This window comes from Flavobacterium sp. RHBU_3 (assembly GCF_046613565.1).
In the GTDB taxonomy this organism is placed as follows: domain Bacteria; phylum Bacteroidota; class Bacteroidia; order Flavobacteriales; family Flavobacteriaceae; genus Flavobacterium.
Window position 1 is genome coordinate 158,877 of the sequence record NZ_JBKJHC010000001.1, and the last position, 15,753, is coordinate 174,629.

15 protein-coding genes are annotated in these 15,753 nt (G+C 42.5%); 9 read left to right on the forward strand and 6 right to left on the reverse strand.

All coding sequences use genetic code 11. The features are described 5' to 3' along the window. Positions 1–5: 5 nt before the first annotated feature. Complete coding sequence (locus tag ACLI1A_RS00725; protein ID WP_411405044.1) at positions 6–1,193, forward strand: pyridoxal phosphate-dependent aminotransferase; 1,188 nt, start codon at positions 6–8, stop codon at positions 1,191–1,193. A gap of 165 nt (positions 1,194–1,358) precedes the next feature. Here ACLI1A_RS00725 and ACLI1A_RS00730 read toward each other — a convergent pair whose 3' ends face one another. Beyond that, complete coding sequence (locus ACLI1A_RS00730) at positions 1,359–4,163, reverse strand: M16 family metallopeptidase (RefSeq protein ID WP_411405046.1); 2,805 nt, start codon at positions 4,161–4,163, stop codon at positions 1,359–1,361. A gap of 202 nt (positions 4,164–4,365) precedes the next feature. Between ACLI1A_RS00730 and ACLI1A_RS00735 the strand changes: the two genes are divergently transcribed. The 5 genes from ACLI1A_RS00735 to ACLI1A_RS00755 all read left to right on the forward strand — a co-directional run bounded on the left by ACLI1A_RS00735 (position 4,366) and on the right by ACLI1A_RS00755 (position 8,144). Continuing rightward, positions 4,366–5,562: a DUF5103 domain-containing protein gene (locus tag ACLI1A_RS00735; protein ID WP_411405048.1), complete on the forward strand. Its 1,197-nt coding sequence runs from the start codon at positions 4,366–4,368 to the stop codon at positions 5,560–5,562. Between the two features lie 110 nt (positions 5,563–5,672). Next, entirely contained in the window at positions 5,673–6,059 is a 387-nt protein-coding gene (apaG, locus tag ACLI1A_RS00740) for a Co2+/Mg2+ efflux protein ApaG (RefSeq protein WP_411405050.1), read from the forward strand. An 81-nt stretch (positions 6,060–6,140) separates the two neighbouring features. Further along, on the forward strand, positions 6,141–7,049 hold the full coding sequence (locus ACLI1A_RS00745; RefSeq protein ID WP_411405052.1) for a cation diffusion facilitator family transporter: 909 nt from the start codon (positions 6,141–6,143) through the stop codon (positions 7,047–7,049). 122 nt (positions 7,050–7,171) lie between these two features. Further along, complete coding sequence (locus ACLI1A_RS00750) at positions 7,172–7,585, forward strand: hypothetical protein (RefSeq protein WP_411405054.1); 414 nt, start codon at positions 7,172–7,174, stop codon at positions 7,583–7,585. A 178-nt stretch (positions 7,586–7,763) separates the two neighbouring features. Next, positions 7,764–8,144, forward strand: a complete 381-nt coding sequence (locus ACLI1A_RS00755; protein ID WP_411405056.1) for a DUF2750 domain-containing protein — start codon at positions 7,764–7,766, stop codon at positions 8,142–8,144. A gap of 101 nt (positions 8,145–8,245) precedes the next feature. Here the strand turns inward: ACLI1A_RS00755 and ACLI1A_RS00760 are convergent, their stop codons facing one another. Then, complete coding sequence (locus ACLI1A_RS00760) at positions 8,246–9,238, reverse strand: hypothetical protein (protein ID WP_411405058.1); 993 nt, start codon at positions 9,236–9,238, stop codon at positions 8,246–8,248. A gap of 180 nt (positions 9,239–9,418) precedes the next feature. Continuing rightward, positions 9,419–10,294, reverse strand: a complete 876-nt coding sequence (fabD, locus tag ACLI1A_RS00765) for an ACP S-malonyltransferase (RefSeq protein ID WP_411405060.1) — start codon at positions 10,292–10,294, stop codon at positions 9,419–9,421. Positions 10,295–10,419: 125 nt separating this feature from the next. On the opposite strand from fabD, the gene xth reads away from it, so the two are divergent. Then, the gene (gene xth, locus ACLI1A_RS00770; RefSeq protein WP_411405062.1) at positions 10,420–11,190 is read left to right on the forward strand and encodes an exodeoxyribonuclease III; all 771 of its coding nucleotides are present in this window, start codon (positions 10,420–10,422) and stop codon (positions 11,188–11,190) included. 14 nt (positions 11,191–11,204) lie between these two features. On the opposite strand, the gene ACLI1A_RS00775 is transcribed toward xth, so the two are convergent. The 3 genes from ACLI1A_RS00775 to ACLI1A_RS00785 form a co-directional block, all read right to left on the reverse strand. Beyond that, entirely contained in the window at positions 11,205–12,134 is a 930-nt protein-coding gene (locus tag ACLI1A_RS00775; RefSeq protein ID WP_411405064.1) for a magnesium transporter CorA family protein, read from the reverse strand. 221 nt (positions 12,135–12,355) lie between these two features. Continuing rightward, complete coding sequence (locus ACLI1A_RS00780; protein WP_411405066.1) at positions 12,356–13,000, reverse strand: DUF3885 domain-containing protein; 645 nt, start codon at positions 12,998–13,000, stop codon at positions 12,356–12,358. A 19-nt stretch (positions 13,001–13,019) separates the two neighbouring features. Continuing rightward, complete coding sequence (locus ACLI1A_RS00785) at positions 13,020–13,613, reverse strand: hypothetical protein (RefSeq protein ID WP_411405068.1); 594 nt, start codon at positions 13,611–13,613, stop codon at positions 13,020–13,022. 167 nt (positions 13,614–13,780) lie between these two features. Between ACLI1A_RS00785 and ACLI1A_RS00790 the strand changes: the two genes are divergently transcribed. Then, positions 13,781–14,110, forward strand: a complete 330-nt coding sequence (locus ACLI1A_RS00790) for a HesB/IscA family protein (RefSeq protein WP_411405070.1) — start codon at positions 13,781–13,783, stop codon at positions 14,108–14,110. A gap of 138 nt (positions 14,111–14,248) precedes the next feature. Next, a complete protein-coding gene (gene sufB, locus ACLI1A_RS00795) occupies positions 14,249–15,697 on the forward strand; it encodes a Fe-S cluster assembly protein SufB (RefSeq protein ID WP_411405072.1) in 1,449 nt (482 codons plus the stop codon). The last annotated feature ends 56 nt before the right edge of the window (positions 15,698–15,753 follow it).

The following is a 15,753-nucleotide window of genomic DNA, read 5'->3' on the forward strand; positions in this document are numbered from 1 at the left end:
ATAAAATGAGCGTTCTTTCAGACAGGATTAACAACTTATCTACATCGCAAACGCTGGCAATGGCCGCAAAAGCAAGGGAACTAAAAGCACAGGGTATAGACATTATAAGCCTTAGCCTTGGCGAACCCGATTTTAACACCCCTGAATTTATTAAAGAAGCCGCTATTCAGGCTATTAAAGATAACTACAGCACGTACCCTCCGGTAGACGGTTATGCCGACCTTAAGGATGCTATTGTGCATAAATTTAAACGCGATAACGGCCTGGAGTACAAGCCGGCTAACATCGTAGTTTCTACAGGCGCTAAGCAGTCGCTTTACAACGTATGCCAGGTAATGCTTAACCCGGGTGATGAGGCCATACTGCCTGCACCGTACTGGGTAAGCTATGCCGAAATGGTTAAAATGGCAGAGGCTACCCCGGTTGAAGTACCTACTTCGGTAGAGAGTGATTTTAAAATTACGCCGGAGCAACTGGAAGCTGCCATTACACCAAAAACAAAACTGATCATGTTCAGTTCGCCATGTAACCCAAGCGGTAGCGTATACAACCGCGAGGAGCTTACGGCTATTGCACAGGTATTGGAAAAATACCCGAACATTTACATAGTGAGTGACGAAATATACGAGCACATTAACTTTAGCGGTAACTTCTGCAGCATAGGCACCATTCCGGGTATGTTTGACCGTACCATTACCGTAAACGGTGTGGCTAAGGCATTTGCCATGACCGGTTGGAGGATAGGCTACATAGGCGCTCCTGAGTTCATAGCTAAGGCGTGTACAAAAATGCAGGGCCAGGTAACCAGCGGTGCTAACAGTATTGCACAGCGTGCTACCATTACCGCGCTTCAGGCTGACCCAAGTGTGCTTAAAGACATGGTAGAGGCATTCCACCGCCGCCGTGATCTTGTGGTAGGTCTTGTAAAAGAGATTCCGGGCTTTAAGATTAACGTTCCTGAGGGGGCTTTCTATGTGTTCCCGGATGTGTCTGCTTACTTTGGCAAAACACTAAAAGACATGGAAATTAAAAATGCAGAGGACTTCTCTATGTTCCTATTAGAGCATGCTGCTGTAGCTACGGTAACCGGCGATGCGTTTGGTAACGCTAACTGTATCCGTTTCTCTTACGCTGCTGCCGATGACCAGCTTGTAGAGGCACTACGCCGTATTAAAGCTGCTGTTACAGAGTAATTAAGTATTCTTGCTTTTTATATATAGAATCCCGCTTCGGCGGGATTTTTTTATCTGTATCCATGGCAGGAAAACAATGAACCATAAACTACAACCATGTAAAAAAAGCAAAGCCACCTGAGTAAGTATTCTCAGGCGGCTTCTGTATAAATAGTGCTTTATGGGTTATTTTGCCTCTTCTGGCATTAGTATGGCTATAAGCTTGTTAGTGGTAATGTACTTTTTAGCCACATCCTGCACTTCTTTGGCAGTTAGTGCGTTTATAGCTTCTTCTTTTTTAAGCAGTGCTTCCGGGTTGCTCTCCATAGAGTAGGCATTGGTTAATCCCCTTAGCCAGAACCTGTTTTCCTTAAGGTTCTTTTTGTACTCCAGCAGTTCGGCTTCCTTGTATTTGGCAAGGTCTTTTGCTTCAGGGCCGTTGGTTACAATTTTCTGCAATTCGTTTAGTGCGCTTTGTGTAAGCTTCTCGGCATTCTCCGGTCCGCATGGAAAACGGATGTCAAAATTATAAGAGCCATAAGGAACCTTAGACATAGAGCCACTGGCACTTATACCGTAAACACCGCTTTCGGTTTCCCTAAGCTGTTCTATAAGCTTTATGGTAAGTATTTCGCCCAGTGCATTTAGTGCACGCGCTTCTTTTTCGTTGTAAGTAGCTTCTCCGTAATAGCTAATACGAACAGAACTTTTAGGGTCAGTACCTTTATTAACTATCTTTTTCAGGTCGGGCTTTGCCGGCCTGAAGCCTACATCCACAACTTTTTCCTTAGCCGCATTGGTGGCAGGTAATGATGCCAGGTATTTGTCTACCAGTGTTTCAAATTTGGCCTCATCTATATTTCCTACAAAGAAGAACTCAAAGTCGGCAGCATTGGCAAAACGCTCTTTAAATACATTATAAGCTGTTTTGTAGTCAATGCCTGCCCAGTCTTTTTCGGTAGGTATCATGCCAAAATAACGTGGATTCCCTTTGCTTTTTATGGCTGAAATTTCGCTCATAAAAAAGTAGTTAGGGTCGCGTAGCATGTTGTCCATAAATGCCGACTGCTTTTGCTTGTGAATTTCAAGCGCCTGCGGGTCGTAATTTAAATCGGTAAAATACGCATATACCATTTGCATCAGGTATTCCAGGTCTTTTGGGGTTGTATTACCCTGCATTCCTTCAGATACATCAGATACATAAGGGAATACCGATACTATTTTACCGTTAAGGAACTTAGTAATATCATTTTTCTTCAGTCCCGAAAAACCGGCTTCGTCCAGGGCGTACATGGCTAAGTATATTTTTTTGTATACTTCGGGGCTATACAGGTCGGTTCCGCCACGGCTGGTAGCCTGCATTAGTATCTCCTCGTTTTTAAAGTCGGTTTTTTTGTAGGTTACCTTAGCCCCATTGCTCAGGGTTAGGGTTACTGTACCCAGCTTTTCATTTTTCTCCCTTTTTGTAATGCTGCCCGGTTTAGGCTCGGCTTTTAAAAGTGATTTGGCTACTTCGGTGTCTACATAAGGTTTTATATCGGCGTCAGTTGCGTTTATTACTGCCAATACTTCTGCCTCGGTAGGTTTTTTCAGGTCGTCTTTTTCGGGGCCGGTCATTACAATAACGCGGTTATCGTTGTGAATAAAGCCCGAAATAAGTGCGTTAACCTCGCTTAGCGTAATGCCCGGCAGCAGGGCTTTCTGGGTTTCAAATGACCACTCTTCCGATGGCACAGGGTATTTTTCTAGATAAAACGACTGGTACCTGCCTACAAAGCTTGATGATTCGGTTTTGTCGCGTTCGTTATATGCTTTTTCGGCGTAAGAAAGTATCTCTTCTTTGGCACGGTCTAACTCGCCCTGGCCAAATCCATATTTTTTAACCCTCAGGTTTTCATAAATAAGCGCCTTTAGGGCATCAAGCTGTTTTGTTTCGGGTGTTATGGCAAACGACTGGTATTGCTCTTTTTCGCGTACCCAACCGCCACCATGATAGCTGTACCCAAACATAAACGGAGGGTTAGCATCGTTAGTAAGCTCCTGTAGCCTGTTGTTTATCATTGTTGTGTACAGGTCTTCTATCCGGTTTCTTCTGTAGTCAGCTAAAGTAACAGTAGGCTTTTCTTTGCCTTTGTCTTTATAGTACACCCGCACATCTGAGTTAGATGCTTCTTTGTCGGTTTCTATGCACACAAAGGTTTCCTCGTGGTTAGGAAGATCGTATTTAAGGCGTGGGCGTTCTTTTTTAGGGTTTTTGTAGCTTTCAAAGTGGGTTTTTATCTTTTTTTCCATGGCGTCTACATCAATATCGCCTACTACGATCACCGCCATCAGGTCGGGTCTGTACCAGTCTTTGTAAAAACGGATAAGGGTTTCGTGCTTAAAGTTTTCCAGGATGTCCTTTTTACCTATAGGCAGGCGCTCGGCATAGTGCGACTGGTACAGCATTTTAGGTAAAAAACGTTTCGACATGCGGTCGCTGGCACCCAGGCCCAGGCGGTATTCTTCCAGTACCACACCGCGTTCTTTGTCTATTTCTTCGGGGGTAAGCACCGCGTTAAACGCCCAGTCTTCCAGTATCTGAAAACCTTTTTCCAGTTTCTCGGCATCGTCTGACGGGATGGGCAAAAAATACACTGTTTCGTCAAAGCTGGTGTAAGCATTAAGGTGCTGGCCAAATTTTACTCCTATGCTTTGCAGGTAGTCTACCAGCTTGTTTTTCGGGAAACGCTTGGTGCCGTTAAAGTTCATGTGCTCCATAAAGTGGGCAAGTCCCTGCTGGTCGTCGTCTTCCATAAGGGAACCGGCGTTTACCACCAGGCGCAGGTCTACTTTGTTTTCGGGTTTTGCATTTTTCTTAATGTAATACGTAAGTCCGTTTTTCAGTGTTCCGGTACGTACCGATGGGTCAAGCGGGATGGGTTGGTTCAGGTCCTGTGCAATGGATAGCACCGGGACTGCCAGAAGCAGCCAGAGGGAAATTTTTTTCATGAGTTGTAAATTGAATTGGTTTTGTTGCTTAAAACTACAAAAAAAGTTTTAATTGCTTGTTAACGTATCTTAAACGAAGGCGTTAATACTATTATTGTTATCTTTACGTTGATTATCTAAATAAAACACAACATGATACAGCCTAAAGGCAGAATTGCGGCTATTATCTTACTTTTTTTTATCTTTAACGGTTAGTGCGCAGGTGCAGCAGGAAATAGCTCCGCCTTACAACATAAAAACCGTATCGTTTGTACAAAACAGTGAAAATGTATTCCCGTACTTTAAGCTGGGTGATACCTTTACTTTATATTTTGATGATTTGTTTGGCAATGAGGCAAACTACTACTATACAATACAGCATTGTAATTATGACTGGACACCCAGCAGCCAGCTGACTACTAATGACTACATTCAGGGATTTGATAACCAGCGTATACAAACCTACAGTAACTCGTTTAATACATTGCAGATATACAGCAGGTACGAACTGAGTTTCCCTAATAAGTTTACCCGCATACTCCTTACCGGTAACTACATTCTTAGTATACTGAACGAAGACCGCGAGGTGGTGTTTACCCGTAGGTTTATAGTGTACCAGGAAACGGTAAGTGTGCCGCTACAGGTTAAGCGCGGGCGCGATATGCAAAACATTCAGCAGACCCAAAACCTTGATTTTGCTGTAAAAAGTGAGTCGATAATGTTCCAGAGCCCGCTTACCAATGTAAAGGTGGCGCTGTTCCAAAACGGGCGTTTTGATAATGCTATCTTTAACATAAAGCCACAGTACACCATAGGTAACGACCTTATATACAAGTACAACAAAGAAACCCAGTTTTGGGGCGGAAATGAGTACTGGTATTTTGAAAACAAGAGTATACGTAACCCTGTGGGGAATGTACTGAAGGTAACATCGGGCGAAATATACAATACCATACTGTATCCTACCGAGGCGCGCGGTACAAAGCCCTACACCAACTATCCCGATGTAAACGGCAATTTTGTAATTAAGAACACTAATCTTAGCGTAAGCGATAACAACCTGGAAAGCGATTACAGCTGGGTGTACTTTAAGCTGAGTGCCCCGTTGCTGTTTGACAAGAAAGCGGTATACGTAGGCGGTATGTTTAACAACTACGCCAAAACAGACGAGTACAAGCTGGACTATAACGAAAAAGACAACGTATACGAGAAAGCCATAATGATAAAACAGGGCTTTACGAATTACATGTACATATTGACCAATAAAGATGGTTCTATAGACGGTGCCGATGCGCCCGATGGGAATTATTACCAAACAGAAAACCAGTACGACATTTTTGTGTACTACCGCCAGAACAACGAACGCTATGACCGCGTTATAGGTCATGGTACAGCAAATTCTCAGGATATTATCAACTAAAAAACAAAGAGTTAAAACTCTGTTGGTGGTAATTTAATAAGGGTTGGTTAGTTTGCGTATATATAAATTGCTATCTTTGTACTAACCATTTAGCATTAGTTTATAAGACTATGGTAACACAAATTACACGAGGCATAAAAATTTCTGTTTCTACCAGTTTTGAAGGTACTTACTTCAAGAACTACAGGATACAGTTTGCTTTTAGTTACCAGGTTACTATAGAGAACCAAAGCAAAGACTCCGTTCAGCTAAATACCCGCCACTGGGAAATCTACGATTCCCTTAACGATCTTGAAATTGTAGATGGCGAAGGTGTAATAGGCAAAAAGCCCGTACTTAAACCCGGCGAAAAGCATACCTATAGCAGCGGCTGTTTGTTATCATCTCCTTTTGGGGCCATGAGGGGGTATTTCAGTATGGTAAACTTTACCACCACACGTACTTTTAAAGTTATTGTGCCTACCTTCAGGCTTAGTGCCCCGTTTGCATTAAACTAACACACACGTAACATTTAATGCTTTGTTTGCTTAGGCAAAGGTTTTTCCTTTGTACCTTTAAGAACAAAACCGGGTAGTATAATGTCTCAAAGCCATTCACATCATCACACGCACGACCACGCCCACCATACATCGGCAAAAAATATAAAGGCAGCCTTTTTCCTTAATCTGGTGTTTACCATGCTTGAACTGGTAGGCGGCTTTTATGTAAACAGTGTATCCATACTTTCAGATGCGCTGCACGATATGGGCGACAGCCTGTCGCTGGGGTTGTCGTGGTACCTGCACAATAAATCCAAACAAAAAGCCGATGCTAAGTTTACCTTTGGCTACAGTCGTTTCAGCCTGCTGGGCGCGCTTATAAACAGTGTGATTCTTATACTGGGTTCAGGATTTGTGTTGTATGAGGCTGTAAGCAGGCTAATGCACCCCGAACAAGCCGATGCCAGGGGTATGCTGTATTTTGCCCTGCTGGGCATAGCGGTAAACGGCTATGCGGCCTTCAGGCTTATGGGTGGCACCTCTATGAACGAGCGTGTAGTAAGCTGGCACCTTATAGAAGATGTGCTGGGCTGGGTTGCGGTACTTATAGTATCTATAGTAATGATGTTTACCGATGCCCCGTGGCTCGATCCGGTACTGTCGCTTTGTATAACGCTGTTTATACTGTACAATGTTATAGGAAGGCTAAAGGAAACCATGATAATACTGCTACAGGGCGCACCCGCCGATATAGATGCAGAAGCCATACGCAATGAAATACTGCAACTACCCAATGTCGTAGGGATGCACCATATAAACATCTGGTCGCTGGAGGGTGAACACCATGTATACACGGCACACATACAAACCCAGGGTGTAGATACCTTTGAAGAGCTGATAGCCATAAAACGCGGCGTAAAAAACATACTGAAACAGCATCCTTTTACGTATTACACCATAGAGGTGGATGTAGAAGGGGAGGAGTGTGAAATGGCTACTTCCGGTTAAGGGAGTGTAGGTTTGTGGGTAAGTATAAGTACAACGATTATGAAGGTTCAGCCTTAAGAAAGCTGAAACCGTACATGCCGCGCATTGCGCAGAGCTGCAAGGAGATATTCAAGAAGCAACTGATGAATAATAGAATTTATTTTATAGACATAGTCTATTATACTTGTTATAAATTTTATAGCAAGTATGAGAAAGATTTGAATGAATTTTCAGGACAGGTTTTAACATCTTTATGTTTGTCTTGCAATATTATTATAATATTAATTTTAATAGAAGAGTTTAATGATATTCTGTTTTTTGGTAATAAATGGAATTCATTATTTATTTCTTTGCCAGTAATGTTGTTAACTGTAATCAGATACAGTAAATTTATTACTATAGCTCAAATCGAAGATGAGTTGCACTCAAAGAGAAATAAACAAGTTAGATTAATACCGCTTGCAGTGGCATATATCATTGTTTCTATATTTGGATTTCTAGCTTTTGTAATAATTATGGGAGAGATAAATAATCCTCCTCCTTTTTGGGAAAAATGATTATGAAAGACTTATACTCGATAAATTAGTATTCTCTAGTAATGTTTCAGATTAGGGGCTTTTACAAAAAGATGCCTTAATAGTCTGAAATACATACAGTACCGAAATGTTATATTTGATAACAAAGGCAACACAAATCTCATAATAACTGAAAAAGAAAAAAAATCCTAACTAGTTTATGAATTCAAATGAATATGATAATATTATAAAGTTAACTGCATTTGATAGGTATAAATATTTTATTAAAAAGGTTGCTGATTTTGAAGAGTTATGGACTATAACATATATTGATGGAAGTTATGCATTATCAGACATTGATGATAATGTAACGATTTCATTTTGGCCGAAGCCGGAATATATAGATTCGAACTTATCTAATGGGTGGGAAAAATGTGTTTCGAAAAAACTAACATTGGATGATTTGGAAGATGAACTTTTTGATTTTATCGCTTCTCAGAATTATTTAATAAATGTTTTCCCTAAAAATGGAAAATCCGGTTTTGTTGTGAGTTTAGATGAATTTGCTAGAGATTTGAGCGATGAACTCAAAAATTACTAAACAGTTTTATTCAGAAGCAAAGCTATCTTTCGTGTTCTTAACGTTGCGGCAAGGCTGATTATCCAGAGGTGCAGATGTTAAAAAGGGAGAGTACGCACTACCTACTTCCACCTGAATTTAAACTTTTTGTTTGCCGGTAGCCTGAAAATAGCCTCAAAGCTTATGGTGTGCTGGTACAGCCATTCTTGTTTAGGGAATACACTGTAAAAAGTGGGGTTGTAGGTGACGCCTACACTAAAATAGTTGGCTACCTGGTGGTGGATGCTCAGGCTGGTACCAAAGGCGTGGCTGTTCTTTTTAGAGGGTGCCGGTGCAAACGGAATCTCTCCGTAATCAGGGCTTACGAGTTCCCAACTGTATATACTGTAATTAATACCGTAACCAAATATCATGCGTTTGGTAATATAGTTATTGGTTAGCGTAAAGTAGCGCGAACGCATCCTCTCGTAATCGCCAAAATAATCTACCCCCACAGGTACGGGTGCAAAAACATCAAGGGAAATAGAAGCGGTAAGTTGTAAAAACTTACGGGGTGTGTAGTAATACTCGGCACCCACCATCAATCCGAAAAAGCCGCCCATTGTTTTGGGTCCTATGTTTCGGGGCTGCATATAAAACAAATTGCCATAAGGCATGCCTGCTATAAAATTCAGTTGGCCCTTTTCGCCATAAAATGTCTTCCCGAAGTATTTTTTATACGGGTTAAACACCGATGGCTTGTATACCGATGTGGTGTCGTCTAATACCAGTTTTTTGCCGTAATAAAACCGCTTTTGGGTAAGCAGGTCTATGCCATAGGGTATGGGACAAAACTCAAATGCGCCTAAGTTCCCGTAAAAGAATACGGGCGACATGGCGTACTCTACAACAGCCTGTTTTGTTACAGAATCGCTTATAACGGTTATGGGTAAATCCTGTTTGCTGCGCTGTACCTTTACTTTGGCCGGTAGTGTATATACGCTGTCGTTTACTTTTACTTTTAGGTTGGGCTGTTTACTTGTAAGCTTAATGTTGTATTCCTTTCGGTTAAATACCGTAGCGCACGATGTAAGCAGTAAAATTATGGGTAAAAGTAGTAAGGCAGACTTTTTCATATCGATTGGTTTTCTATGAAGATACAAGAATACAACAAAGGTTGCTTTGGTAATGTTATGGTAACATCAAAAAACAAGAAATCCCGCCATGAAAACATAGCGGGACTTTTATGTGTAATGGTAGCTCCCATTTTGAGTGAAGCTCAATCTGAAATCTACAATCTTAAGTCTGAAATAGAATTACCCCTGCGCGGTCTCTACTTCTTTGTTTATTTTCTTTACAAGGCCTTGCAGTACATTACCCGGGCCCACTTCGGTAAACAAAGCAGCGCCATCGGCTATCATGTTCTGTACGCTTTGCGTCCATTTAACCGGGGCAGTAAGTTGTATGATAAGGTTCTTTTTAATTTCTTCGGCATCAGTAACCGCAGTGGCAGGTACGTTTTGGTATACCGGGCATACCGGGTTAGCAAAAGTAGTTGCCTCTATGGCAGCAGCAAGCTCTTCGCGTGCAGGTTCCATCATCGGGCTGTGGAATGCACCACCTACAGGCAGTATCAGGGCACGCTTGGCACCGGCAGCTTTCATGGCTTCGCAGGCAGCCTCTACGGCTTTGGTTTCGCCGCTTATTACCAGCTGGCCCGGGCAGTTATAGTTGGCCGCAACCACTACACCGTCTATAGAAGCACATACATCTTCCACAATTTTATCTTCAAGGCCCAGAACAGCAGCCATGGTGCTTGGCGTAATTTCGCAAGCCTTTTGCATAGCAAGGGCGCGCTGGCTTACCAGTTTCAGGCCGTCTTCAAAAGTAAGGGCTCCGGCAGCAACCAGTGCGCTGAATTCGCCCAGCGAATGACCGGCAACCATATCGGGCGTAAAGCTGCTACCAAGGGTTTTTGCTTTAATAACCGAATGTAAAAATACGGCAGGCTGGGTAACGCGGGTTTCTTTCAGCTCTTCGGCAGTGCCTTCAAACATAATGTCGGTAATACGGAAACCAAGGATGTCGTTTGCTTTTTCAAAAAGTTCCTTTGCTTCAGCCGAACCTTCGTACAGGTCCTTGCCCATACCGGTAAACTGGGCACCCTGGCCCGGAAAAACGTATGCTTTCATTTGTTTAGTTTCTGTTTTTAAAGGGTTTATGTAACTCCCTTTTGTTTTTTGTAGGGCAAAAATACGCTTTTTTTAATTTATGGGTATCAGCTGATATTTTGTAACTTCATGCTAAACAGAAAACCATGAGAATAGCCACTTATAACATAAACGGGGTAAACGGTCACCTGCCGGTATTGCTGCGCTGGCTTGAAGAAACCAAACCCGATGTGGTGTGCCTGCAGGAACTGAAAGCACCCGATGAAAAGTTTCCGGTTGAGGCCATAAACGCCGCTGGCTACAACGCCATTTGGCTTGGGCAAAAAAGCTGGAACGGTGTGGCTATACTGTCTCGCGGTTATGAAATACAGGAAGTGAGCCGCGAACTACCCGGCGACCCCGAAGACGGGCAAAGCCGCTACATGGAAGCTATGGTGAATAACGTGCTTATCGTGTGCCTGTACCTGCCCAATGGCAACCCCGCACCGGGGCCAAAGTTTGACTATAAGCTGCAATGGTTTGCCAGGTTGGCGGTAAGGGCGCAGCAGTTACTCGATTTAAAAATCCCGGTGGTTATGGCGGGCGATTATAATGTGATACCTACCGAAAAAGATGCCTATAAGCCCGAACGCTGGGTAGACGATGCGTTATTTCGCCCGGAAACACGTGAGGCTTTCAGCAACCTTATGGTTCAGGGGTGGAAGGATGCATTGCGCAGGTTGTACCCAGATGATACCATTTATACCTATTGGGATTATTTCCGAAACGCATACGGGCGCAATGCCGGACTACGCATAGACCACTTTTTACTAAGTAATGAAGCACTGCCCATGCTAAAGGATGCCGGGGTAGACAGGCAGGTGCGTGGCTGGGAAAAAACCAGCGACCACGCACCGGTATGGATAGAACTGAAATAACAATCCGCCTTGTATTAAAACAGGTTGTTGCGTTTAAAGAGCAGTACTCCCACAGCTGAAATAAGGAACGATACCAGCGCTATAAGCCATAACCCATTAGGGTTGCCCTGTAGGCTGTTTGGTACATTCATGCCGTAAAAACTGGCTATAAGCGTGGGTATCATAAGGATTATGGAAATGGAGGTAAGCCGTTTCATAATCACATTCAGGTTGTTAGAAATCACGCTGGCGTAGGCATCCATGGTGCCGGTAAGGATATCGCTGTATATGTTAGTAGTGTCCTGTGCCTGCCGCAGCTCTATCTCTACGTCTTCAATCAGGTCAGGGTCGTAGCCGTCGCGGTAGGCTTTTAGGTTGCGTATGCGGTAAAACAGTACTTCATTACCCTTTAGCGAAGTAATAAAATACACCAAACACTTTTCTATTTGCAGCAATGCCTGTAAGTCTTCGTTTCGAATGGATTTTTCCAGGTTATCCTCAGCGTGTTTTATAAGCAGGTTTATCTGTTTCAGGTATTTCTGGAACCATATACTGCTGGATAGCAGCAATCGAAGCACCAGCTCCATAGGCCCATTTGGTACTATGCGTTTCTTTTGCGAATACTGTATAAAATCGGCCAGCATATCGTTTTGCGTAAAGCATACTGATACAAATACATTCTCCTTAAAAATCACACCCAGTGGTGCCGTAGTGTAAGGCAGGCGCTCGTCGTTATGCTTTATGGGCATGCGGAGTATAATAAGGCACCAGCCGTCTTCCAGCTCTATGCGGGGGCGTTCGTCTATATCTTCAATGTCGTTATAAAATGCCTCGGGTACCTTTAGTTCGTCTAAAAGGTAGTTTTTTTCGGCTTCAGTTGGGTTTACGGCGCTAATCCAGATAGAGTTGTTCTTGGTTTTACATGTAGTAAGGCCGTAGTTGTCTTTGGTGTAAAAGGTAACCATTGTGCTTTTCCCTCAATAATTTAGTTACAGGGAAAAGCTGTTGCGCTATCCCTGCAGGGTTAATACTTGTATTTCCTGTCGGTATTCGTCCATGGTGGAACTAAAATTTTTTGCAAAGGTAAACAATTACAATGCCATAACATTGCATATTCCTTAAATTAAGATGTTTTTAAGGTTGTTTTGTTGTGAATGATGAGGTTTTGATGAAAGGTGAGAGGTTGCTATTGTGCAAATTGTACTGCTATCTTTTCTTTATCGTAGTCTAATATCCAGTTCTTGTGTTTGTTGTATATTCTTTCAAGAAGTTCCTTGTTGGGCGAAATAATGTCGAGTCCACAGTCATCGTACATGTTTAAGATAATATGTTTAGATGTGTTTATAAAATACACTTCGGTGTCTTCGTACCTGTTGTTAGCAAGTTGAGGTACTTTTAGTGGGTAATCGGTATGGGCTATTGCCGTGAAAATATTTTCCGCATTTAGATCTCTTGCTCTTGCTTTTATTGCTGCCAGGTTTCTGTCGGCGCCGTGAAAATATACATTTCGGATGGTGGTGTAAGCGAGATTGCTTTTTTCGAAACCGTTAATTTGTTGAAATACGTAATTTGTTGACTTGATTTTTCGCCTGGGGAGTTTACATCGCGATACTACAAGTATAACTTCATCAGAAGGCTCGAATGCGGTATTGTATATTGTGGAAGCCCTGTAGATGCATTCTTTAAAATAGGCGTCGGTGAATGTTTCTCCATGCTGGAGATCAAACCGCAGGCCAAACTCAGCATTGTAAAATAAGGGTTTATGTAGCCTTAGTTTGTGGAAGTTTGTAGCTAAAAAAGTAGCTAATTCCTGTTTTGTATTTGGTTGCATTTTTTTTGATATAAGTTCTTCACAACTGATTTAGATCACTGGTTTTGATCCATCCCGTTACCGGTTTTCTGCCGAAATAGGTGCATAGCGCCCATCCGTTTTCAAGCTTTTCAACATACAGTATGTTGCCTTTTATAACATACGCCCTGCGACGTTTGGCTTCTGAGGGAGTGTCGTAAAAATAAACTTTGTCTTTATCAGCAAAACGAATCTGGATATAATCCTGTTTTTCTAAGAGACTAAATTCCACAGGCTCATCCTTAAAATGCTGTACGTTCCAGCATCCGCCATGATCATCATTCAGTTTAATGGTTATGTTTTTGTTGTCTTGTATATAAATGTAACCCGAAATGGTATCTTTTACTTTTTCTTCGGGGTAAAAGGTAATCACCTTAGCAGTATCGGTCAGTAGTGTTCCCTCGAGATAAAAGATACACGAAAACATAGGGGTGCCGCCATCGTCTCCGGTATAGCTTTCAAAATACCCTGTTATTTTTTTGGAATCTGGATTGTATGCTACTTTCAGGTCCATATCGTAAGACCCGGAAATAAGCTTCTGGCTATAGCAAAATATAGTGGTAATAAGGCAGATTATCAGAAATGTGTTTTTCAATACGATTGGTTTATAGTTTCATCAAAAGTATGTAAAAATGTTAATAGGTTAGTTGCCATAAACTTCTTCTATACTAATATTTGTCAATAAAATAGCAGGATTTTATAAAGCGAACTTTTTGGCATATCTTTGCAGCATAATTTAGACTAAATATACGTTTTTAGGATATGATAAAAGTTTCTGATTCAGCAAAGAAGAGGGCCATCATGCTTATGGAGGATGACGGCTTTAACGCAGCTACTGATTATATAAGAGTAGGCGTAAAGAGCGGTGGATGTTCAGGTTTGTCATACGAACTTAAATTTGACAACGCGCTTAGCGAAAATGATAAAGTGTTTGAAGACAATGGCGTAAAGATAGCTGTAGATAAAAAAAGCGTACTGTACCTTGCCGGTACTACACTTGAGTTTAGCGGCGGCCTAAACGGCAAAGGCTTTGTTTTTAACAACCCGAATGCTGCAAGGACTTGTGGCTGTGGGGAAAGCTTCTCTTTGTAGTTTAAAGTTTCAGGTTTCAGGTTTAAAGTTGCCTGTGCCCTGAATATTTACAGGAGATTCATAGATTATATTACATGGTTTTTTTGGGTCTGAGTAAGTAACTTGGAACCTGAAACTTTAAACCTGAAACAAAAAAACATGAGTAAGTACACCGAAGAAGAATTAAAAATCGAACTCGAGAACAAAGAATACGAGTACGGTTTTTATACCGATATAGAAAGCGAAACCTTCCCTAACGGGCTTAACGAGGATATTATCCGCGCGCTTTCGGCTAAAAAAGAAGAGCCGCAGTGGATGACCGAGTGGCGCCTGGAGGCGTTTCGTGCATGGGAACAAATGATAGAACCGGAGTGGGCAAACGTGCGCTACGAAAAGCCTGATTTCCAGGCTATATCATACTATTCTGCACCGCTTAAAAAAGCCAAGTACGAAAGCCTTGACGAAGTAGATCCAGAGCTTCTTGAAACATTTAAGAAACTGGGTATCTCTATAGACGAGCAGAAAAAGCTTGCCGGCGTGGCGGTAGATATTGTAATGGACTCGGTATCGGTAGCCACTACATTTAAAAAGACACTGGCTGAAAAAGGCATTATTTTCTGCTCTATCAGCGAGGCAATAAAAGAACACCCTGAACTGGTTAAAAAATACATCGGCTCGGTAGTGCCGCAGAAGGATAACTTCTATGCAGCGCTAAACTCGGCTGTATTTTCAGATGGTTCATTCTGTTATATTCCTAAGGGCGTGCGCTGTCCTATGGAACTTAGTACGTATTTCCGTATTAACCAGGCAGGTACAGGCCAGTTTGAGCGTACGCTTGTAGTAGCCGACGAAGGCAGCTATGTAAGTTACCTTGAAGGCTGTACCGCACCAAGCCGCGACGAAAACCAGCTGCACGCTGCCGTAGTAGAGCTTATAGCCCTGGACAATGCCGAAATAAAATACAGCACCGTACAAAACTGGTTCCCTGGTAACAAGGACGGTAAAGGTGGTGTATTTAACTTTGTAACTAAGCGCGGTCTGTGCGAAACCAACGCAAAAATCAGTTGGACCCAGGTGGAAACCGGATCGGCAGTTACCTGGAAATACCCAAGCTGTGTACTTAAAGGGGATAACTCGGTAGGTGAGTTTTACTCTATTGCGGTGACTAATAACTTCCAGCAGGCGGACACAGGTACCAAGATGATTCACCTTGGTAAAAACACCAAGAGTACTATTATCTCTAAAGGTATCTCTGCCGGTAAGTCGCAAAACAGCTACCGTGGTCTTGTACAGATAGGAAGCCGTGCCGAAAACGCGCGTAACTTCTCTCAGTGTGATTCGCTTCTTATGGGCAACAACTGTGGTGCACACACGTTCCCGTACATTGAGTCGAAAAACACCACCGCTAAGATAGAGCACGAAGCTACGACCAGTAAAATTGGTGAAGACCAGGTGTTTTACTGCAACCAGCGCGGTATCCCTACAGAAAAGGCGATTGCCCTTATTGTAAACGGCTTTAGTAAAGACGTACTGAACAAGCTGCCAATGGAGTTTGCTGTAGAAGCGCAGAAGCTTTTAGAGATAAGCCTTGAGGGAAGTGTGGGGTAAATAATTTGTTTCAGGTTTCAGGTTTCAAGTTATTTGAAAGTTGGCCCTGGCATCGT